The sequence below is a fragment of the Streptomyces sp. ISL-66 genome (genome assembly GCF_018614135.1).
Classification (GTDB): domain Bacteria; phylum Actinomycetota; class Actinomycetes; order Streptomycetales; family Streptomycetaceae; genus Streptomyces.
The window spans coordinates 1-24,765 of the sequence record NZ_JAGGOW010000037.1 but is presented as its reverse complement, the minus strand read 5'-3'; the positions used below and the strand labels follow the sequence as shown (position 1 = coordinate 24,765).

General features: G+C 73.1%; 21 protein-coding genes. 9 read left to right on the top strand and 12 right to left on the bottom strand.

The genetic code is table 11. The annotated features are described in order from the left end of the window. Positions 1 to 93 precede the first annotated feature (93 nt). The 3 genes from J7E97_RS08455 to J7E97_RS08445 all read right to left on the bottom strand — a co-directional run bounded on the left by J7E97_RS08455 (position 94) and on the right by J7E97_RS08445 (position 1,949). A complete protein-coding gene (locus tag J7E97_RS08455; RefSeq protein WP_215024030.1) occupies positions 94 to 672 on the bottom strand; it encodes a DUF4865 family protein in 579 nt (192 codons plus the stop codon). Between the two features lie 174 nt (positions 673 to 846). After that, entirely contained in the window at positions 847 to 1,368 is a 522-nt protein-coding gene (locus tag J7E97_RS08450) for a MarR family winged helix-turn-helix transcriptional regulator (RefSeq protein WP_215024028.1), read from the bottom strand. Between the two features lie 77 nt (positions 1,369 to 1,445). Then, positions 1,446 to 1,949 carry an SgcJ/EcaC family oxidoreductase gene (locus J7E97_RS08445; protein ID WP_215024026.1) on the bottom strand — a complete coding sequence of 168 codons (504 nt, stop codon included), beginning with the start codon at positions 1,947 to 1,949 and terminating at the stop codon, positions 1,446 to 1,448. 259 nt (positions 1,950 to 2,208) lie between these two features. Between J7E97_RS08445 and J7E97_RS08440 the strand changes: the two genes are divergently transcribed. Further along, complete coding sequence (locus tag J7E97_RS08440) at positions 2,209 to 3,153, top strand: methyltransferase (protein ID WP_308346430.1); 945 nt, start codon at positions 2,209 to 2,211, stop codon at positions 3,151 to 3,153. Beyond that, positions 3,150 to 4,772, top strand: a complete 1,623-nt coding sequence (locus tag J7E97_RS08435) for an FAD-dependent monooxygenase (protein ID WP_215024024.1) — start codon at positions 3,150 to 3,152, stop codon at positions 4,770 to 4,772. Before J7E97_RS08440 ends, J7E97_RS08435 begins: the two co-directional genes overlap by 4 nt. Before the next feature lie 92 nt (positions 4,773 to 4,864). Here J7E97_RS08435 and J7E97_RS08430 read toward each other — a convergent pair whose 3' ends face one another. From J7E97_RS08430 to J7E97_RS08415, 4 genes are all read right to left on the bottom strand, one after another. Next, a complete protein-coding gene (locus J7E97_RS08430) occupies positions 4,865 to 6,637 on the bottom strand; it encodes a hypothetical protein (RefSeq protein WP_215024022.1) in 1,773 nt (590 codons plus the stop codon). After that, complete coding sequence (locus J7E97_RS08425; protein WP_215024020.1) at positions 6,637 to 7,506, bottom strand: hypothetical protein; 870 nt, start codon at positions 7,504 to 7,506, stop codon at positions 6,637 to 6,639. Before J7E97_RS08425 ends, J7E97_RS08430 begins: the two co-directional genes overlap by 1 nt. Beyond that, positions 7,503 to 8,855, bottom strand: a complete 1,353-nt coding sequence (locus J7E97_RS08420; protein ID WP_215024019.1) for a hypothetical protein — start codon at positions 8,853 to 8,855, stop codon at positions 7,503 to 7,505. Before J7E97_RS08420 ends, J7E97_RS08425 begins: the two co-directional genes overlap by 4 nt. Positions 8,856 to 9,100: 245 nt before the next feature. Continuing rightward, entirely contained in the window at positions 9,101 to 9,589 is a 489-nt protein-coding gene (locus J7E97_RS08415) for an SRPBCC family protein (RefSeq protein ID WP_215024017.1), read from the bottom strand. Between the two features lie 98 nt (positions 9,590 to 9,687). Between J7E97_RS08415 and J7E97_RS08410 the strand changes: the two genes are divergently transcribed. Beyond that, positions 9,688 to 10,209, top strand: coding sequence for a MarR family winged helix-turn-helix transcriptional regulator (locus J7E97_RS08410; protein WP_215024015.1), 522 nt, complete (start codon positions 9,688 to 9,690; stop codon positions 10,207 to 10,209). On the opposite strand, the gene J7E97_RS08405 is transcribed toward J7E97_RS08410, so the two are convergent. From J7E97_RS08405 to J7E97_RS08395, 3 genes are all read right to left on the bottom strand, one after another. Next, positions 10,184 to 11,377 carry a cytochrome P450 gene (locus J7E97_RS08405; RefSeq protein WP_215024013.1) on the bottom strand — a complete coding sequence of 398 codons (1,194 nt, stop codon included), beginning with the start codon at positions 11,375 to 11,377 and terminating at the stop codon, positions 10,184 to 10,186. The genes J7E97_RS08410 and J7E97_RS08405 overlap by 26 nt on opposite strands. Positions 11,378 to 11,442: 65 nt before the next feature. After that, positions 11,443 to 12,882 (bottom strand): multicopper oxidase family protein, encoded by a 1,440-nt coding sequence (locus J7E97_RS08400; RefSeq protein ID WP_215024011.1) that lies wholly within the window; start codon positions 12,880 to 12,882, stop codon positions 11,443 to 11,445. A gap of 103 nt (positions 12,883 to 12,985) precedes the next feature. After that, on the bottom strand, positions 12,986 to 13,738 hold the full coding sequence (locus J7E97_RS08395; RefSeq protein WP_215024009.1) for an SDR family NAD(P)-dependent oxidoreductase: 753 nt from the start codon (positions 13,736 to 13,738) through the stop codon (positions 12,986 to 12,988). Positions 13,739 to 13,988: 250 nt separating this feature from the next. Between J7E97_RS08395 and J7E97_RS08390 the strand changes: the two genes are divergently transcribed. From J7E97_RS08390 to J7E97_RS08370, 5 genes are all read left to right on the top strand, one after another. After that, positions 13,989 to 14,948: a hypothetical protein gene (locus tag J7E97_RS08390; RefSeq protein WP_215024007.1), complete on the top strand. Its 960-nt coding sequence runs from the start codon at positions 13,989 to 13,991 to the stop codon at positions 14,946 to 14,948. Between the two features lie 39 nt (positions 14,949 to 14,987). Continuing rightward, positions 14,988 to 15,521, top strand: a complete 534-nt coding sequence (locus tag J7E97_RS08385; protein WP_308346429.1) for a cobalamin-dependent protein — start codon at positions 14,988 to 14,990, stop codon at positions 15,519 to 15,521. Between the two features lie 246 nt (positions 15,522 to 15,767). Then, entirely contained in the window at positions 15,768 to 19,109 is a 3,342-nt protein-coding gene (locus tag J7E97_RS08380; RefSeq protein WP_251054078.1) for an FAD/NAD(P)-binding protein, read from the top strand. Further along, positions 19,106 to 21,013, top strand: coding sequence for an acyl-CoA synthetase (locus tag J7E97_RS08375; RefSeq protein WP_215024005.1), 1,908 nt, complete (start codon positions 19,106 to 19,108; stop codon positions 21,011 to 21,013). The genes J7E97_RS08380 and J7E97_RS08375 overlap by 4 nt, the downstream gene beginning before the upstream one ends. After that, entirely contained in the window at positions 21,010 to 21,417 is a 408-nt protein-coding gene (locus J7E97_RS08370) for a cupin domain-containing protein (protein WP_215024003.1), read from the top strand. The genes J7E97_RS08375 and J7E97_RS08370 overlap by 4 nt, the downstream gene beginning before the upstream one ends. A 94-nt stretch (positions 21,418 to 21,511) precedes the next feature. On the opposite strand, the gene J7E97_RS08365 is transcribed toward J7E97_RS08370, so the two are convergent. Together J7E97_RS08365 and J7E97_RS08360 are read right to left on the bottom strand one after the other, a co-directional pair. Further along, positions 21,512 to 21,838, bottom strand: coding sequence for an antibiotic biosynthesis monooxygenase (locus tag J7E97_RS08365; RefSeq protein WP_215024001.1), 327 nt, complete (start codon positions 21,836 to 21,838; stop codon positions 21,512 to 21,514). Between the two features lie 10 nt (positions 21,839 to 21,848). After that, complete coding sequence (locus J7E97_RS08360) at positions 21,849 to 22,544, bottom strand: N-acyl homoserine lactonase family protein (RefSeq protein ID WP_215023999.1); 696 nt, start codon at positions 22,542 to 22,544, stop codon at positions 21,849 to 21,851. A gap of 355 nt (positions 22,545 to 22,899) precedes the next feature. On the opposite strand from J7E97_RS08360, the gene J7E97_RS08355 reads away from it, so the two are divergent. Beyond that, a complete protein-coding gene (locus J7E97_RS08355; protein ID WP_215023997.1) occupies positions 22,900 to 24,672 on the top strand; it encodes an MFS transporter in 1,773 nt (590 codons plus the stop codon). Positions 24,673 to 24,765 lie beyond the last annotated feature (93 nt).

Sequence of the window (24,765 nt, the reverse complement as noted above, 5' to 3'; positions counted from 1 at the left end):
GCACTCCTTGTCTAGGCAACTCGCCCAGATCTCCACAGCGGCGTCGAGCGCGGCCGGAGCCTCGCTCGAGCGCCGGGCGGATGTGCCTGGACGTCAGGTGGACTGGTTGTGGTTCGGGTCCCGCGGGGGGCGGGACAGGTGCAGGACGCGCAGTACGCGCACGCCGTCCTTGGGCCGCGGGGCGCCGTGTCCCTCGTGGAGGAGGGTGCGGCGGGTCACCGTCATGGTGGCCGGGTCGAGTTCGGTGACGTGCGAGTGGACGGCGGGGTCTTCGAGGACGGCCCGGTGGCGGGCCTCCTCGGCCCGCGCGGTCGCTCTCAGGTCGGTCAGGGGGCCGAGCGGCTCGCTCTCGGAGAGGAGGTACGAGGCGCCCGCGGTCCCCAGGTGCTGCTGGAGTACGACGCCCGTGTGGACCGGCACCGGGCCGAAGGCGGAGCACAGTCCGGCGTACTCGGCGCCGGTGAGGAAGGATCCGAACTCGGCCGGATCGGCCCATATGTAGAAGGGGGCGTAGCTGTTGTGGCCGCCGGCCTCGACCTCCGAGACGCAGAAGGCCTTCATCAGCAGTCCGGCCCGCCGGTCCCAGGGATCCGAACGGTCGGCCACGCGCCGGGCGATGCCGGTCATGTCGTAGTCGGCCGGCAGGGTGATGGAGTAGTGGGCGGTCAGCACGGTCGGGTCACCTCATCCGGTTCGCTCTGGCCGGCGGACAGGGCTGCCGGTGACCGGAGTGTGACGTGAGGCGCTAGAGCCGCGGTGGTGCGGTGGGATCAAGGTTTCGGGGGCTGGGGGCCGGTGCTCGGGCTCGGGGCCCGGTGCCCGGGCTCCGGTGCCGGGGCTGGGTGCTCAGGAGGCCGCGGTGGCCTTCGGGGCTTTGACCGGGTCGCGGGAGAGCAGCCGCAGGGTCTCGGTGTGGAAGATCTCGTTGCCCTTGGTGGTGATCTCCAGGAACAGCTGCTGCTGCTGCGCGGTCAGTCCGGAGAGCAGCTTTCCGAGGGCCGCGCGGTACTCGGCGAAGACGGTCTCGACCCGCTCCGCGAACGCCTCGGGGACGGCCTCGACGATGACCCGTCTGCGGTCCGCGGGGTCGGGGCGGCGGTGGACGAACCCGGCCTTCTGGAGGTGGTCTATCACCGCGGTGATGGCTCCTCCCCGGCTGAGCCCGACGCGCTCGGCGAGCCGCCCGGGCGTCATGGGGCCTTCCAGGTCGAGCAGGCTCAGGCAGTTGAAGTCGGTGGCGTTCAGGCCCACCGACTGGGCCACCGCGGACTGGAAGAGGACGGTGCGCGCGGCCTGCACCCGCAGTGCGGTCGCGAGCGACATCAGGGTGCTGAAGGAGCGGTCCTCTTCGTCGCCGTGCGGTTGCATCCTCGAGCTGCCTCTCTGCCGGTCCGGTGCGGCCAGAGTACTGGCGGGGACCCGCATGTGTGCGGCGTCCTTGCCGGTCAGCGGCCCTGCCGGGCGCGCAGGGCCCGGTCGACCCGGAAGCGTACGGCCCTGGAGGCCACCTCGAACAGCGGTCCGGAGGTCGGGAAGAGCTTCACCCTGCTGTTCTGGAAGGACGCGATCATCCAGCGCCCCTCCGAGCGGACCAGGACCATCGTCTGCCGCGACAGGCGCTTGGCGGTGACCTCGTGCTGCCAGGGGAAGAGTGCCGCTCCGGTGGAGACCACGACCGCGGTGTTCTCGTCGACCAGGCGGACGCTCTCGATCGTCTCGCACAGCAGCCGGGTGCCGTAGAGCATCGTGCGGAACATGAGGTCGTGCATGTCCTCGATCTCGGCCCGGCCGTCCAGCACGACCCCGTTGAACTGGACGTACGCGGCGTCCGGGGTGAAGAGCCGGGCGTAGCCGCGGGCGTCGGCGCGGTTCCAGTGGTCGGACAGCTCGTCGAGCAGGACGCGGACCTCGCCGTGGACGGCGGGGCTGGTGACGGTGGCGGTCTTCATGACGGTCCCCTTCGCTCTAATTTCGTTCTTCTCTGTTTCCGTGCATCTCTAATTTAGAGAGATACGGGAGGCCGTGTCAACCCGCCAGCCGCGCTTGAGCCGGTGTCGAGTCCCCTTCAGGACCATCGGCCCGCCCGTCAGAGGCACCGGAGACTTTCGGAAGAGGTGCATTCCCATCGACAACCAGGCACAGACGACACCGCGGGGTCCGGGCGGGCGCCCGGCTTTCCTGGACGTTTTCACCCCCATCGGGGTGCGGGTGGCGGCCACCCTGCGCATCGCCGACCACATCGCGGCGGGCATCGACACCCGTGACGCACTCGCCGCGAAGACCACCACCGACGCCGACTCGCTGGGCCGGCTGCTGCGGTTCCTCTCCTGCCGCGGCATCTTCGAGGAGACGGCGGCCGGCACCTACGCGCTCACCGACACCTCCAAGCTCCTCCTGGACGGCCACCCCTCGCGGATGCGGCACTGGCTGGACCTCGAAGGCGCGAGCGGCCGCATCGACCTCGCGGCCTGCGGCGGCCTGCTGCACGCCGTCCGCACCGGCGAGCCCGGCTACGACCAGGTCTTCGGCCGCCCCTTCTGGGACGACCTCGCCGACGACCAGGTGCTGACGGACACCTTCAACGACCAGATGGCCGCCGTGCAGGGCAAGCTCGCCCCCGCGGCCGCGGCCGGCTATCCCTGGGACTCGCTGGGCCACGTGGCGGACATCGGCGGCGGCACCGGCGCCCTGCTCGCGGAGATCCTCAAGGTCGCCCCCGGCGCCCGCGGCACCGTGGTCGACCTGCCCGGCACCGTGGAGGGCGGCGCCGCCCGCTTCGAGGCGGAGGGCCTGTCCGACCGTACGGAACTCGTCGGCCAGAGCTTCTTCGACGAGCTGCCGGCCGGCGCGGACATGTACGTCCTCAGCCAGATCCTGCACGACTGGGACGACGAGGAATCCGTCGCCATCCTGAAGCGCTGCGCCGAGGCCGCGGGCGAGAACGGCCGCGTCATGATCGTCGAGCGGGTCATCGCCGAGGACGAGGGCAAGCAGCTGAACACCGAGTACGACCTGCGCATGCTGGTCTTCAACAAGGGCCGCGAGCGCACCGTCGAGGAGTTCGCCGCCCTGGCCGCGCGCGCCGGACTCACGCTGCGCGGGGTCACGGGACTGCCCTCGTACCACTCGCTCCTCGAATGGGAGCGCGCGTGACGCCCGGGACACCCGGTCCCGAGGTACTGGTGGCCGGTGCGGGCCCGGTCGGGCTCACCACCGCTATCGAACTGGTCCGGCGGGGCGTGCGCGTCCGGATCGTCGACCGGCGGGCGCAGCCGCGGACCGGTACCCGCGCCTGCACCGTGTGGCAGCGCTCCCTGGAGGTCTTCGACCTCATGGGCCTGCCGATCGGGGAGTACCTCGCCTCGGGCGTGCCGTACACCTTCCGCACCCACCACTTCGCCGGGCACCCGCCGCACGTCCGCGACGCCGCCCAGAGCGGCACCCCGTACCCGCGCCCGCTGCTCATCGGGCAGCAGGACACCGTGGCGATGCTCACCCGCCACCTGTCCTCGCTCGGCGTGGAGGTGGAGCGCGGCCTCACGGCCGTGCCCGTGGCGCAGGACGCCGACGGGGTCACCGTGCGCCTCGAAACCGCCGACGGCGCCGGCGAACTGACGCGCGCGGGCTGGGTGGTGGGGGCGCAGGGACCGCACAGCTCGGTGCGCGACGCGATGGGCGCGGCCTGGGAGAAGCAGCACTACTCCGGCACCCAGCTGCTCCAGGTCGACGCGCGCTGGACGGGTTCACTCCCGGGCGAGCCCTCCCACTGCCACCTCTTCCTGACGCGGGAGGGCTCGCTGGGCAGCGCGCCGCTGCCCGACGGGCGCCACCGCTTCTACATCGGCGTCGCCGACACCGGGCGGACCGGCGATCCGGAGGTCGAGGAGGTCCTGGAAGCCGCGCGCCGGGTCACCGGGGTGGGCGACCTGGAGTTCCACGACGCCCGCTTCAACTGGCGGGTGCGGCTGTACAACGCGGTCGCCGGTTCCTACCGCGACGGCCGCCTCCTGCTGGCGGGCGACAGCGCGCACACCTTGATGCCGGTGACCGCCCAGGGCATGAACACCGGTATCCAGGACGCCTTCAACCTGGGCTGGAAGCTCGCCGCCGTGGTCCGCGGCGAGGCCGGGGACACCCTGCTAGACAGCTACGGGGCGGAGCGCCGGCCGGTGGCCCTCGCCCTGGCCGAACGCAACCTCCGTACGTACTGGGGCGGTACGGGACCCGTGCCGCCGTTCGACCGGCTGTACGAGGCGCTCGACCACATGGGGGCGGGCCACACCGGCCTGCCGCTGGCCTATCCGGACAGCCCGCTGAGCGGGCGGCCGGACGGCGCGGCGGTGGACGGGGCGGCTGACGTGACGGGACCGGTCGCGGGCGACCGGGTGCCGGACGCCGCGCTGCACGCCCCCGAGGGCCGGCTGTTCCGCCTGATCGGACGGGGCTCCTGGAACGTGCTCGCCTTCCCCGCGGACCCGGGTGACGCCGAATCCGCGGGCCTCGCGGCCAAGGAGCTCGCCGCGACCGTCCGCCGGGCCGGCGTCACGGCCCGCGTGGTGGGCAACGCCTTCGGCGGCGTGGTCGGCGGCGGTGCGCAGACGCTGGCGGACCCGGACGGTGCGCTGCGCGCGGCGTTCGGGGCGCAGCGCGGGGCGGTCTTCCTGCTGCGGCCGGACGGCTACGTGGCCTTCCGCGGCGGCGCCCACGACGGCGCGGCCCTGGAGCGCCACTTGGAGACGGTGCTCGGCCGGGCCGTGGCCGCCGCTCACTAGGGGCGGATGCCCGTACGCAGCGGGGCGGCCCCGCGGCCATGATGGCCGCGGGGCCGCTCCGCTGCGTACGGGGTGGTGCGGGTGTGCGGTCCTCAGAAGGCCAGGGGGAACAGGGCCGCGTAGTCGCCCGTTCTGGCTGCTCCCAGGGCTGCGAGGGTGCGCAGGGACGTGTGGTCGGAGGTGGTCAGGGCTGCGGGGGTTTCCGCGCAGCGGTCCCCCGAGCAGAGGCCCGCACGGGTCCAGCCGGCCACGGCGTCCGCGCTCGGGCGCTCCGCCCAGACGCCCAGGACCGAGGCTTCGAAGGAGGCGTCCCCGCCCGCGCGGTAGACGCCGTCGGCTACGCGCCGGGCGGCGGCCTCCGCCGCGGCCAGGCGGGCCAGTTCCGGGTCCTCGCAGGTCTCGGAGGCTGCTCGCAGCCAGGCCGCGCGGACCACCGAGTGGCCGGTGGCGGTGCGGGCGGCGGCCGTGCGGTAGGGCGAACCCGCCTCGCAGATCAGGGACTTGGCCCTATCCGTACCGCGCGCGTCGATCGCGGTCAGGAGCAGGCGTGCGTCGTCTTCGGGTTTCAGGCCGTCCGTGGAGGGGGCGGGCAGGGTCTCCTCCACGGCGCGGGCGACGGCGTCGCCCAGGGCTTTGGCGATGAGTCCGAGGTCTACGCGTTCCACCAGGGCAGCCGTGTCGTACGGGGCCTTGCGGGCGGCCGCGGCGGGCAGCCAGACCTCGCGGATCTGCCGTTCGAGGCCGGGGGCGAACCCGGTCGTGGACCGGGTCTGCCCGGAGAGCGCGACGGCGGCGGCGGAGGCTCCCAGCGCGCCTTCGGCGGCCTGCTGCGCGGGCCAGCCGGCCCGGGAGTGCGCGCCGGCGGTCGGCGCCCGCACCCCTGGGCAGCCCAGGTCCAGCGCGGCGGAGGTGGCCTGCGGATCGCCGCGGGTGGCGCCGGGCAGGGCGATGCCTCCGTCCGGGCGGACCAGACCCGCGCAGGCGGCGGGGTCGAACGCGGGTAGGGCCACGCCGAGTTGGTCGGCGGCTGCGCGCAGCGCGGCTTCGGAGACGAGGCGGACCGGGTCGGCGCCCAGCGCGGTGAGCGCGCGGTGGGTCGCGGTGACGAGCTCCGCGGTGTGCGGGGGCACCTCGGCGGAGCCGCGCAGCATCCCGGCGCTCTGCAGCAGGGCCGCGGCGCCGTTGGGGTTCTGGGCGGTGTCGCGGGTGGTCATGGCCGCCAGGGCGGTGCGGTTGGCCTCGCGGACCGGCGCGGGCACGGGCAGGGCGAGCCGCGTGAGCGCGCGGACGGCCACGGCGGTGGATCCGGGGTCGGCGGCGGCGACGGCCGGGCCGGTGCGGTAGCCGCCGCCGGTGCGCAGGGATTCCAGCGTGCGGGCGACGCGTTCGCGGTCGGCGCTGCCTCCGGCCGCGTGGAGGGCGTCCACGGCCAGGCCGACCTGGGCGACGGCGGGCAGTCCCGAGGAGGCCATCCGGCCCTCTTCGGCTGCGCCGGTCCACAGGGCGAGCCGGGCCGGGTCCACGTGGACGTCCGGGGTCCCGGCCCGCGCGGCCAGGCGCAGCCGCCAGGCGGTCTCGTAGAGGGAGAAGGGGGAGTTCGCGGCGGACTGGGCGCCGTCCACGAACCAGCCGCGCGCGCCGTCGCTCACCCAGGAGTCGAGGAGCAGGGCGGCGGTGTCCACGGGGGGCGCGGCGGCGGGCGCGACGGACCGGCCGGGCTCCCGCCCGGCCGCGGCGCCGTCCGGCTGCGGGGAGCAGGCACTGACGGCGGCGACGGCGACGGCGGCGGCGAGGAGCACGGCGGCGCGATGCGCCCGCACCGCTCCCCGGGGGGAGCGGTGCGGGCGCCGGTGGGCGGTGGGCATCAGCTGTAGGCCCTGTCCTGGCTGGTGACGGTGAAGAAGGAGGAACCGAACTGGAAGGTGCCGGTGACCGAGTGGCTGATCCGGAAGACGTTGGAGTAGTCGTCCTGGCTCGGCGGGTAGAAGGCGACCTGGTCGTAGGCGTGCTCGCTGTACCAGTTGTTCTGCACGCTGGTGCTCCAGCTCGCCTCGGCGAGGCTGCCGGTGCTCCTGACGGCCGCGCCCTGCGGCGCGCCGACCACCCAGAACGGGGCGCCGACGGAACCGATCCGCCAGGTGTCGGTGTGCTCGATGCTGTCGGCGTTGAAGGGGCGGCTGCCGAGCCAGGCCACGTCCGAGGAGGTGTCCGTGAAGATGGCGTAGTACTCCATGAACGGCACCTTGACGAAGCCGGCGCCGGACGCGATGAGCTCGCCCTGGCCGCCGCCCGGGGCGGTGATCCACTCGGAGTGCGCGGAGTTCAGCCACTGGTCGCGGACCGGGAAGCCGCTCTGGTCCCCGTGGCCGCCGCCGTCGTCGTCGGCCACGGCCGGGCCCGCGGGGGCCGGGGCCTTCGGCGCCTTCTGGTGCTCGGCGCGGCGCTTGTGGACCTCCTTGACCAGGTCGCGCTTGTTGCGCACCGAGGCCTCGGCGGTGAACACCTTGGCGTGTGCGTCCTCCTTGACCACGACCGTGCCGGGGACCGTGGTGCCGGCCGCGGCGGCCGTCTCGGAACCGGTCGCGCCCTGCGCGATGCCGGCGGCGAGGCCGCCGATCAGCAGCGCGAACGTCGCTGCGAGTGCGGCGGTGCGCCTGCGCCCGCCGAGGGTGATCCCCATGGTGTGCGTCCCTTTCTGCATGGCGGTCGTGTCGGTGGTGGGAGCCGGGGTCACGGGTGCCGGCGTACGAAGATGTCGGGCTGCCCGTTGGTGTCCCCGGCCGTCAGGTTGCTGGCGTACGAGGTGAACACCACGTGGGAGGCGTCCTGGTCGGCCTCCGGGAAGTAGCTGGCCGCGTTGCCCTGCTCGCCCGTGCTGGAGACGCTCTCGCGGCGCAGCTCGCCGCCGGGCAGGTCGGCGACGAAAATGTCGCGGACGTTGTTGGTGTCGGCGGCGACCAGGTTGGCGCCGGAGGAGGACATCGGGATGTGCAGGGCGTCGCCGGTGATGCTGGCCCAGAACGTGCCGCCGGGGGCGGGTACCCCGTCGGCGCCCTTGTCGATCAGGCGCAGCTCACCGGTCTGCAGGTCCTGGAGGTAGGTGTGGTTCTGGCCGGTCGCCGGGCTCTGTGCCGTCAGGTTGGTGGCGTGCGAGTTGAGCACGGTGTAGCGGTTGTCGTCGCTGATCGTGCCGCCGATGGTGATCTGGTCCGACTCGACGCCCTCGGGCGACACCGACAGCCGGGTGGTCCTTCCGGTGGCGAGCTCGTGCAGGAACTCGTCGACCTTGTGGTTGTTGTCTCCCTGCGTCAGGTTCGCCGCGTTGGAGAAGAAGGTGACGAACTTGCCGTCGGCGCTGATCTGGGTGCCGTCGGAGGCGGCGTCGCCGGGGGTTCCGTCGGCGGCCCGGCTGGTGCGGACGACCGCGCCGGTGGTCATGTCGCGGACCACGGTGTCCCACACGCTGGCGGGGGTGTCGCCGGGGATCAGGTTGTCGGCGGAGGTCGCGAAGGCGACGTAGCGTCCGTCGGCGGTGATCGTCGGGCGCATGCTGTCGCCGTTGCCCTGGGCGCCGTTGGCCGCCGCGGAGGCCAGGACCGTACGGCCGGTCTCCAGGTCCGTACGGAAGATGTGGGACTTGCCGTCGGTGCCGCCGGACACCAGGTTGGTGGAGTCGGCGGAGTAGACGACGTAGCGCCCGTTCGCGCTGATGATCGGGTCGATGCCGGTGCAGCCGTTGGACTCGGCGCCGCGCAGGCCCTCGTTCACGCGCGTGGTGGTGCCGCGGTTCACGTCGCGCAGGAAGACGTCGCTGCAGTCGTTGCGGTCTCCGCGGACCAGGTTGCTTGCGTGCGAGGCGAAGACGACCAGGCGCCCGTCGCCGCTGATCGAGGCCCTCTCGCTGGGGCCGTTGGCCGGCTGCCCGCCCATGCCGACGCTCACGAGGAGCGTGTCGTCGGTCGTGGCGGGGCCCCGGCGTCCCGCGGCGGGCGCGGGGGCGGCGGCCACCGCGACGAGCGTGAGCGCGGTGCCCAGCATCGCTGCGCACGCGGCCCGGACGCGGCCCGCTCGGTCCTTCCTCATGCTTGCCTCCTCGTACACCGCTCGGCCAGGCGGCCGTTCGGTCGCGCAGAGACTCACACCGCGACCTCGCGATTGGCTTAAGAAGGCCTTGACGGGCGGACCGGACGCGGAAGCGGCCGCCGCGGCCCGGACAATGGCACAGCCACCCGGGTCCGCGGGGGAATGGAGGACCCGGATGGCTGTGGCTCCTGGGGCCGCGGCGGCCGTGGGCCGCGTCGTGGCCGGATGCGGCTGCCGCGGCGCGGTTACTTCAGGGCCGCGCCGACGCGGGTGGCGCAGCCGAGGCGCTCGCCGATGGCGGTCAGTACGGCCTGCAGGCGGCGTTCGAGCCGGGCTTCGACGCCGATCTGGGCGACCTTCTGGCCGAAGCGGCTGGAGTTGGGCACGAGGTTGTGGACGCGCAGGACCAGCCTGCTGCCTTCGCCCGCCGGCTCGACGGCGTAGGTGCCGCCGTACCAGGTCTGCACGCGGACGCTGTGCGCCTCGCGGTCGACGGTGACTTCGAGGTAGTCCTCGCCCGATGCGCCGAACCGGCCGGTGAACCGCGCGGGTCCGCCTTCGAGTGTCAGAGCGCCGCTCTCCTCGGCGTGGTCACCGGCGAGCACCAGGGCGTTGCCCTCCACTCCGGCGTCGCCCTCCCGGACGTCCAGCAGGACCCGGGCCACTTGCTCGGCCGGCGCGTCCACGGTCCCCGTGACGATCCACTTGGCCTGCTCCGCCATCGACGTGTTCATGGCTTCCCCTCATCGTTAAGCTATTCCTGCACGTGGGACTTCTCCATGGATGGGAAATCTCGATTCATCGAAATAAATGGTGCTCCCGGAGGTGCCACATGTCAACTCCTTCAAGTTCCCCCAGGTCAGAGCTGATTGCGCGGATCGAGGACGGGGTGCGCGACAACGGCGGGCGCGGCCAGCTGCTCCACCAGGCCATCGCCCAGCACTTCGGCCTCAACCCGACGGACATGAAGTGCGTGGACCTGGCGAGAAGCGAGCCCCGGCTGACGGCGGGGCGGCTCGCCGAGATCACGGGGATGAGCACGTCGGCGACGACGGCGGTGCTCGACCGGATGGAACGGGCCGGATTCATCGAGCGGGTGCGCGATCCCGAGGACCGCCGCAGGGTGATCGTCGTGTCCACGGGCCGCCGCGAGCAGGAGGTCGCCGAGGCGTTCCTCCCCCTCAAGGACGCCATGCGCTCGCTGCTGGAGTCGTACGACGACGCGCAGCTGGAGCTGCTCGACGCATTCACCTCGCGGGTGAACCAGCTGCTCAGGGAGGTGACCCGGGAGATGCCGGGCACCGCCTCGCCGTCCGGCACCGGCACCGTCACCAGGCGACGGGTAGCGAGCTGACCCCGCGGATCATGCCGCCGCCCCAGACGAGCTCCTCCTGCGCGACCGCGAGACGCAGCCCCGGGAAGCGGCGCAGCAGGGCGCCGAAGGCCACTTGGAGCTCGATGCGGGCCAGGGGTGCGCCCAGGCAGCGGTGAATGCCGTGGCCGAAGGCGATGTGCCGGTTCTCCGGCCGGGTGAGGTCCAGCTCGTCCGCGCCGGGGAAGACCGCCCCGTCCCGATTGGCGGAGGCCGTCGAGGGGATGACGGCCTCACCGGGCTTGACGATCACGGAGCCGAGCTTGACCTCCTCGGTGGCGATCCGGATCGTGCCGCCGCTGACCGGCCCGGGGGTCCAGCGCAGCAGTTCCTCCACGGCGGCGAGCGGGAACCGCTCCGCTCCGCGCAGCGGGTCGAGCTGTTCGGGGTGGCGCAGCAGCGCCACCACCGAGTTCGCGAAGGAGTTGGCCACGGTGTGGTAGCCCGCGGTGATCAGGGTCGCGGCGGCGGCGATCAGCTCGTTCTGGCTCAGCCGCTCCTGCGCCTGCGCCTCGACCAGGGTGCTGAGCAGGTCCTCGCCGGGCCCCCGGCGCTTCGCCTCGACGAGCTCCGCGAGGTACTCGGCCAGCCGGGTCCTGGCGTCGGTGACGGCGCCGGCGGCGCTCGGGGCGAGCGTCAGCGCCGCGTCGGTCCAGTCGCGGAAGGCCTCCCGGTCGGCGTCGGGGACGCCGAGGAGGTCGCAGATGACCGTGATGGGCAGCGGCCGGGCCAGCATCGGGACCAGGTCGGCGGGCTGCCCGGACTCCTCCATGACGTCGAGGAGTTCCTCGGTGGTGCGGACGATGCCCTCGCGCATCCGCTCGGCCTGCCGGCCGGTGAACACCGAGGCGAGCAGCCGGCGCAGCCGGGTGTGGTCGGGCGGGTCCATCGCCATGATGGAGTCCGGCTCGGGACTGGCCGGGCCGAGCCGCGGGGCACCCGGGCGGGTGGCGGCCGCGCGGCTCAGCCGGGCGTCGTTGAGTACCGCGCGCACGTCTTCGTACTGCGTGGCGATCCAGGCCCAGTCCCCGGTCGGCAGCTCCACCCGGGCCACCGGACAGGTCTCGCGCAGCTGCTGGAATTCCGGTGGCGGGGTGAAGAGCTGACTGAGCTGGAACGGGAAGCGCAGCCCCCCGGTGTCGTCGGACACAGCCTTCCTCCCAGAGAGGATTCGTTGACGTGCGGCGCGTTCAGGGGCGGGCGGGCTCGGGCGGGTCAGTTCTCCACGGCCATCTGGCCCATCATTCCCATGTTGAGATGGCCCATCAGGTGGCAGTGGAACATGAACAGACCGGCGTGGTCGGTGAATTTGATCTTGAACTTGACGGTCTTGCCGGGCATGACCGTGACGGTGTCCTTCAGGCCCGCCTCGCCGGGCGCGGGCGCCACGCCGTCGCGCTCCACGACCTGGAAGTGCTCCAGGTGCGTGTGCATGGAGTGCGGGATGCCGAAGCGGACGTCGGTGTTCTCGACGGTCCACAGCTCGGTGACCCCGAGCTTGGGCCGCAGGTCCACCCGGTTGATGTCGAAGTGCTGGCCGTTGATCAGGTGGTGGCCGGTCGCCGGGTCGAAGTTCATGACGAACGAGCGCTCCACCGTGGGCGTGCCGATGTCCGGGTTCGCCCGCAGGGTGGCGGGCACGCGGCTCGGGTCGGCGGCCGTGCGCACGACGTCGAAGCGCATGACCTCGGGGGCCTCGCCGGCGAAGCCGATGAGGTTGCGCAGGACGACCTTCGAGCCGACCGGGTAGCGCGAGAAGTCGATGACGATCTCCTGGCGCTCGGCGGGCCAGATCTCCAGCACGCGCGCGGACGCCGGGGCGGGCAGCAGACCGCCGTCGGAGGCGATGTGCGTCATCTCGTCGCCCTGGCCGAGCTGGAGCAGGAACGCGCGCTCGTTGGAGGTGTTCGCCAGCCGGAAGCGGTACTTGCGCGCGGCGACCTCGAAGTACGGGCGCGGGGCGCCGTTCACCAGGATGGTCGAACGGGTCATGAAGCCGTCCGGTTCGTAGACCAGCGAGCCGTCCTCGGCGAACTGCGCGTCGCGCAGGTGCAGCGGCACGTCGTACCGGCCCTTGGGCAGCGGGAGCCCCGCCTCGAAGTCGTCCGTGAGGATGTACGAGGCGGCGAGGCCGCGGTAGATGTTCTCGGCGTGCGCGTCGTGGGAGTGGTCGTGCATCCACATCGTCGAAGCGCGCTGGTCATTGGGATAGTAGAAGACCCTCTTGCCGCCGGGCGACACCTGGTGGTTGGGGTGGCCGTCCGAGGAAGCCGGGACGTGGCCTCCGTGCAGGTGCATGGAGAAGGGCACGTCCAGGGCGTTGACCTGCTCGATGACCACGGGCCGGCCGCGGGTGGCCCGGATGACCGGCATCAGCTCGCCGTTGAACAGGCGCATCTTCGTCCGGGTGCCCGCGAAGATGGTCTTCTCCACCTCGCGGGTCGTCAGCTGGTAGACGTCGTACCCGGCCCGGGAACCGCCGCCGCGCCCGCGGGAGGTGGGGCGCAGCACCTTGGGTATCCGCAGCGGTACGGCGAAGAGGCTCGCCGGTCCGGCCGCGGCCGTGGTGCCGGCGAGGGCGACCCCGGCGGGGGCCGCCGCGGCGATCAGGCCGGTGGCTGCGCCTGCCTTGATCAGTTGTCTGCGCGTCAGCACGCTGTCTCCTCTTCCCGGGTGTCTCCTCAGCGCATTCAGGCCGAGTCGGCTCGCCCCGCGCTAGAGCGCCGATGGTGCGCACCGGCCGCGCGGGGGACGGTCCTCAGCCGCGGTGGATCTTGTGGTGGGCCGCCTGGGCGCGCGGCCGGACCACCAGCAGGTCGATGTTGACGTGACCGGGACGGGTCACCGCCCAGGTCACGGTGTCGGCGACGTCCTCGGCGGTCAGCGGCCGCGCGACGCCGTCGTACACCGCGGCGGCCCGCTCGGCGTCGCCGCGGAACCGGTTGAGCGCGAACTCCTCGGTGCGGACGAGACCGGGCGCGACCTCGATCACCCGTACGGGGCTGCCGCACAGTTCCAGCCGCAGCGTGCCGGCCAGGGCGTGCGCGCCGTGCTTGGCGGCGACGTAGCCGCCGCCGCCCTCGTAGGGCAGCAGTCCGGCCGTGGAGGACAGGACGAGGACGGTGCCGTCGCCGGAGGCGACGAGGGCGGGCAGCAGCGCCTGGGTGATCTGCAGGGCCCCGACGACGTTGACCGCGAACATCGCCGTCCAGTCGTCCGGGTCGGCCTCGGCGACGGTCTCGGTGCCGATCGCCCCGCCCGCGATGTTCAGCAGGACGTCCACCCGGTCCAGGCCGTCCGCGAAGTGCCGTACCGCCCGGCGGTCGGTGACGTCCAGGGCGTGCGCCACGGCCTCGTGTCCGGCCGCGGCCAGCTCCTCGGCGAGCGCCTCGACGCGGTCCTTGCGCCGCGCGGTGAGCACCACCCGGTAGCCCTCGGCGGCGAGCCGGCGCGCGGTCGCGGCACCGATCCCGCTGCTCGCACCGGTGATGACCGCGGTACGGGTGGACATGGAGCCTCCTGCGGGGCGTGTCGCCGGATCTCGTGACCCGCCGCATCGTGCCGAAGTCCGCTAGAGAACGCCTGCATCGGCCTCTCGTACGGGAGGTCCCGCGGCCCCGTGAGGGGCCCGTCTCTCGATGAGGCCTGAAGTCGCTCTTGAGGCGCTCTGCGGAGCATGCCGCATCCCGGACAACCAATCCGCACCCCCGGGTGCCAGCAGCGTCGCGGCCGGCACGGCCGGGACGGAGGAGGAACCGCAGATGCACGCGACCCCAAGCGCCGCGGACTCGCAGGGTTCTGGACACGGACTCGCACGACGCAGACTTCTGATCGGCATGGGCGCGGGGGCCGCGACCCTGCTGCCGGCCGCCCCCGCCCTCGCCCACGGCGGGCAGGACGGCCGCCACCGGACCGACACGGCCGTGATCGGCGCCGTGGCCGGCGCCGACGGGATCCGGCTGACCACGGACCGGGTGCCGGCGGGCCCGGTGACGCTCGTGGCGAGCACCACGGACGAGAAGGTCCAGCGCCCGCTGGGGCTCGTCCGGCTGCGCGCCGGCGTCACCCTGGCGGCCTTCCTGACGCACTACCAGACGGCCGCCACCTCCAAGGATCCGGCGGAGCGGCACGCCGCGCTGGCGCTCATCGACTCCGAGGCCCAGTACTTCGGCGGGCCCGCCGTCACCAAGGCCAGCGGGAAGATCGAGATCTCCTGGATCCTCACCCCCGGCACGTACCACCTGCTCGACTACACGCTCCTGGACCCGGCCCGCCCCGAGCTCGTGCGCAGCATCCGGGTCGGCGCGCCGGCCCGCCCCTCCGTCACGGTTCCGCGCTGGGCCCCCGAGCTCATCGCCGCGTACGACGAGGGGCCGGCCGGCCGCTACCTGATCGGCAGCGACCTGGGGGCGCGGGGCGAGTTCACCGTCGTGAACCAGACCTCCCAGCTCAACGAAGTGATGTTCCTGCGGGTGACCGCGGGGGCCAGCGCCGCCGACGTCTCCGCGTGCATGGACGCGCTGGCCCACGGCCAGCAGCCGCCCGTGTACCCGTTCAGCGGCGTTCCGTCCGGAATCACCCCCCTCTCCCCCGGCTCGACCGCCGTGCTGTCCCAGTCACTTGAGCCCGGGCAGTACCTGGTGACCTCCTTCATCAGTAACCGCGAAACGCTGATCAAGCGGGCGTTCGAAGGCATGTGGAAGCTCGTCACCCTGCGCTGACGCGTCGTTGCCTGTCCTTCATCAGTCCACGAGAGAGAGATGAGCACGCATATGAGGACGGTGGTCCCACGAGACGGACGGCGGCGGATCCTGCTGTCTACGGTCTCTTCGGATTCCCATACCTGGAATCTCGTCTTCCTACAGCTCCTGCTCCAGGAGATGGGCAATGAGGTCGTCAATCTCGGACCGTGCGTCCCCGACCAGCTGCTGATCGACTCGGTGCGCAGGATCCGCCCCGACGCGGTGGTCATCAGCACCGTCAACGGCCACGGCCGGCTCGACGGCGCCCGGATGATACGGACGCTCCGCGCGGATCCCGTGGCCGGGGAGACCCCGGTGATCATCGGCGGCAAGCTGGGGATCACGGGCGACACCGGCGACCGGGCCGCCCAGGAGCTCATAGACGCCGGATTCGACGCGGTGTTCACCGACACCGCGGACCCCTCCCTGGTCAGCCGGCTGCTCGGTGCGCTGCCCGGCGGGAGCCCGCAGGCCGCCCTGTCCTTGCCGTCGGAGCGCGGCGCCGAGGCCAGGCCGGAGCCGCGCCGGGCGACAGAGGGAAGAGCGCTTTGACGTCCGCCCCGTCCTAGTGCGGTGACCGGGGAAGGCGCGCGCAGCCGAACGTCCGGGCCGACGGACTGCGCCGACCCGGCGTCGGCTCGATACGGAAGGAACACCTCGGATGCACGCGATCAACGCAGTACCCGGCACTGACAACGCCGCTCCGCCCCGGCGGCGCGGCGGTTCCACCCGCCCCGCTCCACAGGAGCTCCGCTCCCTTCCCGGCCCAAGGGCCGGGGTGCCCACGAAGGAGCCCCGATGACGCAGATGCTTCCGCACGGCGGCAACCATCCTGCCGGGGGCGGCCGCCCCGCCGATCTGGGCGAGTTCGTACGGCGGTCGGCCGCCTCGGGCCGGCTGGTGGTGCAGCCGCGGATGGGCATGGCGGACGCCGACACGATGGCGGCCGGACTGCGCGCCGTCCGTGCGCTGCCCTTCCCCACGGTCGGGACCATCACCCTCGACGCCTACACCCGCGTCGGCGAACACGACCACGCGCGGGCCGCGCTCGCCGCGGGCAACGGGCTCAACGGCTTCCCCATCGTGGTCCACGGACCGCGGACCACCGTCAGGGTGGCCGCCGAGGGCGCGGGCCGGCCCGTCCAGGTCCGGCACGGCTCGGCCACCCCCCGGGCGATCTTCCAGACGATGGTCGGGGCCGGGCTGTCCGCGAGCGAGGGCGGCCCGGTCTCGTACTGCCTGCCCTACGGGCGGACCCCGCTCGCCACCTCGGTCAGCAACTGGCGCCAGGCGACAGCGGAGTTCGCGGAGCTCAGCCGCGCGGGCGGCCTGCGCGCCCACCTGGAGACCTTCGGCGGCTGCCTGATGGGCCAGCTGTGCCCGCCGTCCCTCCTCGTCGCGATGAGCCTGCTCGAAGCCCTCTTCTTCGCCCAGCAGGGCGTGCCGAGCGTCTCGCTGAGCTACGCCCAGCAGACCGACGTGCGCCAGGACGTCGAGGCGCTCGCCGCCCTGCGCATGCTGGCCGCCGAATGGCTGCCTGAGGGCGTCGACTGGCACATCGTGCTCTACACGTACATGGGCGTCTTCCCCGGCACCCGGCAGGGCGCGCAGCTCCTGATGGACCGCAGCGCCGAACTCGCCGTCCGGGGCGGCGCCCAGCGGTTGATCGTCAAGACCCCGGTGGAGGCCATCCGGCTGCCCACCGTCGAGGAGAACCTGGCCTCGCTGCGCTCCGCCTCGGCCCTCGCCTCCCGCGCCCGGTCCGAGAGCCAGGTCCCCTGGGGCCACGAGGTCGACCCGGGCGAGGTGCTGGCCGAGGCCCGCGCCATGATCGAGGCGACCCTCTCGCTGAGCGGCGACGTCGGCGAGGCGCTGGTACGGGCCTTCTCCGCCGGGATCCTGGACGTGCCCTTCTGCCTGCACGAGGACAACCAGGGCCTGACGCAGGCCGCCATCGACGGCGAGGGCCGCCTGTACTGGACCCGGACCGGCCGGCTGCCGCTGCCGGCGCCCAGCCGCACGACGCCCCGCAACGCGGTCACCGCCGACCGCCTCCTGCAGATGCTCCGGTACACCGCGGACCGCCACGACCTGCTGGGTCTGGACGCCGCCGCGGAGGCCGACTGGACCGGCGCCCCGCTCGAACTGCCCGACGCCAAGGACGAGGAGCCGTACCGCGTCGCCGTGGTGGGCGCCGGGCCGCGGGGCCTGTCCGTGCTCGAACGGCTCGCCGCCCGTCTCGCGGAGAAGCCGCCGGGGCGTCCGGTCGAGGTCTACGCCGTGGACGCCCACCAGGTGGGCACCGGGCGGATCTGGCGGACCGACCAGCCCGACTGGTCCCTGATGAACACGGTCTCCGGCGAGGTCACCATCTTCTCGGGGCGGCCCGACGGCGGCCCGCACCGGGCCGGCGCGGGGCCCTCGCTGTACGAGTGGTGGCGCACCGTCGACCCGGAGGCGGCCGACCCGGACGAATGCGCCTCGCGCGCCGTCTACGGCCGCTACCTCTCCTACGCGCTGGACCGCGTCGAGCAGGGCCTCCCGGCCGACGTCCTGCGGCTGCGCCGGATATCCGGCCAGTCCGTCGAAACCATGGAGAAGGAGCCGGACGGCGGGTACCTGCTGTCCCTGAGCGACGGCCGCCACCTGCGGGCCGACCGCGTCGTGCTGACGACCGGGCACCCGCTGCCCGAACTCCGCTCCGACCAGCAGGAGCTGGCCGCGTTCGCCGACGACCACCCCCACCTGCGGTACGTGCGCGGCGACTCCGCGATCGACATGCCGCTGGACGGCATCGAGCCGGGGTCCCGCGTCGGCATCCTCGGCCTCGGGCTGTCCTTCTACGACGTGGTCTCCGCGCTCACCACCGGACGCGGCGGCCGCTACGTCGCGAACGGCGGCAGCGGGGCCGGAGGGCTGCGCTACCTGCCCAGCGGCCGGGAGCCGCAGCTGATCGCGGGTTCGCGGGGCGGGGTACCGCTGCTGGCGCGCGGCCGCAACCAGAAGGGCCCCCACCACACCTACCGACCGCGGCTGTTCACGCACGAGCGGATGCGCGCCCTGCGCGACCGCGGACGCCTGGACTTCCGCCGCGACGTGCTGCCCTGGCTGCTGACCGAGGTGGGGCTGGTCTACTACTCCACCCACCTCAAGCGCCTCTACGGCCCCGACATCGCCGAGAAGTTCGCCAACGAGGTGCAGGACGTCGTCCTGCACGACCCGGGCGACCCGGGGGCCGTACTGGCCCGGGTGGCCGCCCACCGGGGCATGGGCGACCTGCCCCCGGTGGACATCGAGGCCTGGGCGCGGCCGTTCCGCGGCCGCCGCTTCGCCGGGGCCGAGGAGTTCCAGCGGGAACTGACCGCCTTCCTGCTCAAGGACCTGGAGCTGGCCCGGGAGGGCAACTCCGAGGGCCCGGTGAAGGCCGCCCTGGACGCCATCCGCGATGTCCGCGGGGTGATCCGCACCGCGGTGGACTTCTCCGGTCTCACGCCGGCCTCCCACAGCCGGGACTTCCTCCAGGAGTTCGTCCCGCTCGTCTCCCAGCTGACGACGGGGCCGCCGATGGTCCGCCTGTACGAGGTCCTCGCGCTGATGGAGTCGGGCGTGCTGCGGATCGCGGGGCCGGGCGTGCGGTTCGCCGCCGACCCGGCGGCCGCCTCCGGCGCCGGACGGTTCACCATCGAGTCCCCGCAGGTCGCCGGCAGCCTCACCTCGCTGGACGCGGTGGTCGACGCCCGGATCCCCGAACCGGACCTGCGCCGCCGGCCCGGCGGTCTGAACTCGCGGCTCTACGCGTCCGGATTGCTGACCGCCTACGTCAACCGGGACCACGACGGCGAGGAGTTCGCCACCGGCGGGGTGCACGTCACCGGATCCCCCTTCCACCCGGTGCGCGCCGACGGCAAGCCCGAGGAGGGCGTCTACGTCCTCGGCATCCCGGCCGAGTTCACCCGCTGGTTCACCCAGGTGGGCAGCGCGCGGCCCGGGGTCTGGGGCGAGTTCCTGAACGACGCCGACGCGATCGCCGAGGACGCGCTGTCCGGGGCCCGCAGGCAGGGCGGCGAGTACAGCGGCCTGGTCGTCGGCAAGCGCTGGCGGGGCGTCCTCGCCGCCGAGGACGAGGAGGACCAGCGGTGAGCGCGCGGACGCCCCTACCGGCGCGGACACGCCCCGCGCCCACCGTTGAGGACGCCGCCGCCCCCTACTGGGCGGCGCGGCGTACCGCGGCCTCCGACGGCTTCCGGGCGGCCAGGGACCTGCTGCTGCGCCACCGCAGTGACCTCGACACCGCGGCCGAGCTCTTCCGCTGGCCCCGTCCGGAGCACTTCAACTGGGCGCTGGAGTGGTTCGACGTGGTCGCGGCGGGCAATGCCCGGCCCGCGCTCGAGCTCCTGGACCGCGACGGCGGCGCCGAGAGCGTCTCGTACGAGGAGCTGTCCCGGCGCTCCGACGCGGTCGCCGTATGGCTCACCGGCCTCGGTGTGCGCCGCGGCGACCGCGTCATGGTGGTCCTCGGCACCCAGCGGGAGCTGTGGGAGGTGCTGCTCGCCGGGATGAAGACCGGCGCGGTGCTGGTGCCCTGCCATCCGGAACTGACCGCCGCCGAGGCCGCCGACCGGGTCGGCCGGGGCCGCATCGACCACGTGGTGTGCCGGGCCTCCAGCGCGCGCGTCTTCGCGGGCGTGCCGGTGCCCGGGCTGCGGATCTGCGTGTCCGGCCGGGTCCCGGGATGGACCGACTACCGCGACGCGCTCGGCGAGACGGGCCGGTTCTTCCCGGACGGGCCGACCCCGTCGAACGACGTGGCCTTCTGCTACTTCACCTCGGGGACGACCTCGGCGCCCAAGCTGGTGGCGCACACGCACCTCAGCTATCCCGCCGGGCACCTCTCCAGCCTCTACTGGAACGGGCTGCTGCCCGGCGACCGGCACGTCAACGTCTCCTCCCCCGGCTGGGCCAAGCACTCCTGGAGCAGCTTCTTCGTGCCCTGGAACGCCGAGGCCACCATCGTGGCGCTGCCCGAAGGCCCGCCCGACCCTGCCCTGCTCCCGGGGATCCTGCGCGACCGGGCGGCGGACAGCTTCTGTGCCCCGCCGAGCCTGTGGCAGGCCCTGCGGCCGCACCTCGGCGCGGCCGCGCCCCGGCTGCGCGAGGCCACCAGCGCGGGCGAGCCGCTGCCCCCGGGCCTCGCGGACGAGATCCGCTCCGCCTGGGGGGTCCCGGTGCGCGACGGCTACGGGCAGACCGAGACCACCGCCCTGATCGGCACCACCCCGGGCACCGCGCCCCGGGCCGGTCTGCTGGGCAGGCCGCTGCCCGGCTACCGGATCGTCCTGTGCGATCCCGACAGCGGGGAGCCTTCCGGGTCCGGCGAGATCTGCGTCGAGCTCGACGGCGAGCGGCCCGTCGGCGTGATGGCCGGCTACCTGGAGGATCCCGAGCGCACCGAACGGGTGCTCGGGCAGGGCCGGTACGCGACCGGGGACCTCGGGGAGCGGACGCCGGACGGGTGGATCAGGGTGCTGGGGCGGCGCGACGACGTGTTCAAGTCGTACGGGCACCGGGTCTCGCCGTACGAGGCGGAGGCGGCGCTGCGCACCCATCCCGCGGTCGCCGAGGTGGCCGTGGTCCCGGTGGACCATCCCGAGGGCGGTCTGGTGCCGCTGGCCGTGGTGGTGCCCGCTCCCGGGCACGAGCCGGACGGGGCGCTGGCCGCGCGGATCCTGGCGCACGCCGCCCTGGCCCTGTCCTCGGTGGCCCGGCCGGAGCGACTGCGCTTCGCCGCCGGTCTGCCGCGCACGGCCTCGTCCAAGATCCGCCGCCGGGAGGTACGGGAACTGTTCGCCGGGCCCGCGGGCCCGGCCCCGTACACGTCGGGCACCGGCACCGGTGCCGGCGCGGGCGGGGGCGGGGGCGGGGGCACCGGTGCCGGCACCGGCACCGGCCCGGGGAACGACCCCGGCTCCACCGGCACTGCGGCGGCACCGGCTACACCGTCGCCATCCGTGGCACCGCGAGGAACTGGGGAACCGACGAGATGACCGTCACGCAGAACGACACTTCGGCCACCGCGCCGTTGCTGGTCGAGGGCCTGGACCGGCCCGGCGAGCTGGAGCGGAAGCTGAAGTTCACGCCGATGACCGCCGACGGCCGGGTCGGGGTGGAGGTGTTCCCGCTCTACACGACCGCGCAGACCGGGCCGGGCGGACCCGCCGCCTCCCTGGTCCGCTACCACCCCGGCGCCAGCGCGGCCCCGCACCGGCACACGAGCTTCGAGATCATCCTGGTGCTGGAGGGAGAGCTGATCACCGAGGACGGCCGCCACCCGGCGCATTCGATGCTCGTCATGCCTCCGGGCAGCGTGCACGCGCCGCGCACCGAGCAGGGCGCGCTCATGCTGGTGGTGTGGGAGGCGCCGGTGGAACCGGCCGAGGCCGTCAGCTGACGCCGTATGCCGCACTGACGCCGCACTGATGCCCTACGGCACGGAGGCCGCCCGAGCGGGTGCTCGGGCGGCCTCCGGTGCGTTCCGTACGGGGTCAGTCCTCGGAGGTGATCCCGTAGACGGCGTAGTGCCGGCCGCGGGAGCGGTCCTGGTAGGGCCGCAGCGCCGAGGGGTTGTCCTTGTGGTCGGGTCCGAACTGCCAGGTGCGGTAGTCCTCGAGGGTCTCCCACTCGCTGTGCAGCAGGTACTCCCCGGGCCGGTCGACGTCCCGCAGCAGCTCGCTGCGGACCAGGCCCGCGATCGCGGTGCCCGCGCCCTCGCCCCGTACCCAGCTGATCTCGCGGTAGGTCTTCTCCAACTGCTCCGCTTCGCCCTCGGGCGCGCGGAGGTAGATGACCACGCGGATGCGTTCGCCGCTCATGCCGTTCCTCCTACGCGTAGTACTCGGGGGCCACGCGCAGCGACTCCCACTGCTTGGCGTCGTGGCCGTGGACGATCAGGGCGTTCTCGTCGAAGGCGACCCCGATGAGCTTGCGGGTGCTCTCCCGGACCGCCTTCTCGTCCTGGTCGAAGGGGAAGACGGGCCGGTCGTCCGGGTCCATGGCGATGGCCATGGGGATCGCGTCGACGGCCAGCAGCACCGGGCCGGTCTCGGGCAGGCGCACCAGGACCGACTGGTGGCCGGGGACGTGGCCGCCGGATTCCAGCAGCTCGATGCCGGGCAGCAGTTCGGTGTCGCCGTCCACGGTGCGGTAGTTCAGCCCCGGGAGGTCCCACAGCGCGCGGGTGGCCTCGAAGCGCGGATCGCCGCCGGAGCGGGCGAGCTCGTAGTGCTCGCGCTGGATGACGAACTCGGCGCCGGGGAAGGACGCGTGGAAGCCGGAGTGGTCGGGGTCCAGGTGCGAGCAGACCACGTAGGAGATGTCGTCGGCGGTCAGTCCGAGCGAGGCGAGCGTGGTCACCACGTCCTGGCCGGCGTCCACGCGGATGCGGGCACCGGGCGACGGGTCGACGGGGGCGCCGGTATCGACGAGGACGTTGACGCCCTCGTCGGTACGGATCAGATAGCCGGGTACCGGCGCCTCCAGTCCGGCGATGGTGCCCAGCCTCAGCAGGTACAGCCTCATGTCCGCAGGTCCCCTTCCGGAGCGGCCGGCGCCGCTGCCCGGGGGCATGGTCGGGGTGCCTCCTCGACTCCCGATGGAGCCCGGCCGGGGGCCGCCGGCGTGGCCGGAACCAGTCGGCACGCTCTCTAGTGCCGCGTCAGGCAACGTTCGCCCCGTCGCGGCGTCCGGCACGCACTCTCGCCGCACCGGCCGAAAGCCCAAGTACGTCCAGTACGAGGGCTTCCGGCCGGCACGCCGAGAGCACGCACCGGACGCCGCTCCTTGACGGGCAAACGTTGCCTGACGCGGCACTAGCGCGGCTCGAGCGGACGTCGCCACACTGCTGACGGCCACTCGTCTATCAAGGAGAGCCACCGTGACCGAGGCGGAGAACAAGGTGTACCCAGAAGGGGAGAAGGAGCCCGATCCGCAACGGTGGCGCGCGGCCACCGTGATCCTCGTGGCCATCGCCCTCGACCTGATCGACACGACGATCGTGAACGTGGCGCTTCCCGTGCTGCAGACCGATCTGGGAGCGGGCAAGGCCGCGCTCCAGTGGGTTGCCGCTGCCTACACCCTCACCTTCGCGCTCAGCCTGATCACGGTCGGCCGGGTCGGCGACATGCTCGGACGCAAACGCCTGCTGACGGCGGGCATCGTCTCGTTCGTGCTCGCTTCGCTGCTGTGCGGCATCGCGCAGAGCACGGAGATGCTGATCGCCGCCCGGGTGCTTCAGGGCTTCGGCGGCGCCATGGTGATGACACAAGGCCTCTCGATCTTCCAGGTGGCGTTCCCGCCGAAGGAACGAGCGGCCGTTTTCGGCCTGTTCGGTGCCCTGTCCGGGATCGCCGCGATGATCGGCCCGCTGCTCGGCGGCATCCTGGTCAACGCGGACCTGTTCGGCTGGTCCTGGCGGCCGATCTTCCTGGTCAACGTGCCGATCGGCATCATCGCGCTGATCGGTGTCGCGATGTACGTGCGCGAATCGCGCTCCGAGCAGGTCAAGCGGCTGGACCTGGTCGGCGTCGCGCTGATCACGGCCGCCCTGCTGGCGCTGCTGTTCCCGCTGATCCAGGGCGGCGAATCCGGCTGGCCCGCGTGGACGTTCATCGCGATGGCCTGCTCGATCCCGCTGTTCGTGGTCTTCGGCGTGTACGAGGTCCGCAAGGCGGCGCGGGACGGCTCGGCGCTCGTGGAGCCCAGCCTCTTCAAGGAGCGGTCCTTCGTGGCCGGCCTCGTCGTGATGCTGAGCTTCTTCGCGATCATCGCCGGTCTGTTCTTCCCCTTCACCCTGTACCTCCAGGTCGGCCTCGGCTTCTCGCCGCTGGCCTCCGGTCTGGCCACCATCCCGTTCTCCTTCGGCGCGATGATCACCGCTTCCTTCTCCGCGGTGCTCGCGCTCAAGATGGGCCGCAAGGTGCTCAGCATCGGCATGGTGATCATGGGCGTCGGCATGGTCGCCCTGATCTGGACCATCAACCACTACGGCGCCGACGTGGGCGGCTGGAACCTGGCCCCCTCGCTCACGGTGCTCGGCCTCGGCCTCGGCTTCGTCATCTCCCCGGTCGTGGACATCGTCCTCGGCGGGGTGCCGGTGGAGCACGCGGGTTCCGGCTCGGGCGTCCTCAGCACCGCCGACCAGCTGGGCGCGGCGGCCGGTGTCGCCGTGATCGGCGTCCTCTTCTTCAACCTGCTCACCTCGCAGGCCGTGGCGGGCGCGGACGCCGCGCTCCCACAACTGCGCAAGGAGCTCGCCGCCGTCGGAGTGGCGGCGTCCGCCCAGGACCAGATCGCGGTCAACTTCCGTGCCTGTGCGAAGGCGAGCTCGGACGAGGGCGACTCGGGCCTGGTACCCGCGGCCTGCAAGCAGATCGTCCCCGAGTCGGCCGTGCCCGCCGGCGCGGCCGAGAAGGTCGGCAAGGCGCTGGCCGACGCGTCCGTGAAGGCGCGCGAGGAGGGCTACGCCAAGGCGACCGGCAAGGTCCTCTGGTACGAAGTGGGCGTCATCGTCCTGGGCTTCCTGCTGACGTTCCTGCTGCCCCAGCGGCCGCGGCAGCCCGAATGGGCCGGCGGTGACGAGGGCGCCGCCCCTGCCGACGGAGCGGGCGAAGAGGCACCGCAGGCGGTCCGTGCCGCCGGCGAGAGCTGACCCCCCCCCGTTATCTTTTTCGCGGTCCTGCAATGGGGCCGCTGGCCTCCGGGCCCGGTATGACTGTGTCCCCTCTGTCGAAGGCATGACCTG